At 53.2% G+C, this 479-nt stretch carries 1 protein-coding gene; it reads left to right on the top strand.

Going from position 1 to position 479, the window contains the following annotated elements; translation table 11 throughout:
* Positions 1–86: 86 nt before the first annotated feature.
* The coding region (locus Q4563_RS15945) for a glycogen/starch synthase (protein ID WP_303605167.1) at positions 87–479 on the top strand (393 nt) is incomplete at its 3' end.

The raw sequence follows: 479 nt of genomic DNA, 5'->3' as shown, positions 1-479 counted from the left end.
GGTCAACCCTGTTCCGCGCTGGTGACATTACCACCACTTGGCGCAGTGGTACTGACATACCAGGATTACAAGGGTCCTCATCCTTCATGAATATATTGTTTGCCACCTCTGAAATTCATCCGGTGATCAAGACCGGCGGTCTGGCGGATGTATCGGGAGGTTTGCCGAATGCTTACTCCCGTCTCGACAACCAGGTACGTGTTGTACTGCCGGGTTACCTCGCGGTATGGGAAAAGCTGACCCAGGTTCGCAAAATTGCCGCATTCCAGATTCACACCAGTTTTTACAGTCACTCCGTGATCATCAAAGAGGCCTGCTGCAAAGGCATCGATGTTCCGCTATGGATTGTCGATATTCCTGAACTGTTCGACCGTCCAGGGAATCCTTACCTGGCCGATGATGGCCGGGACTGGTGGGACAATGGCGAACGTTTCGGGGTGTTCTCCCGCATTGTTGCCGAGCTGGCCATGGACAAACAC

The sequence above is a fragment of the Gilvimarinus sp. 1_MG-2023 genome, from assembly GCF_030548285.1.
Note: the sequence above shows the minus strand (reverse complement) of the source record. Positions and strands in the feature narration are given on the sequence as shown.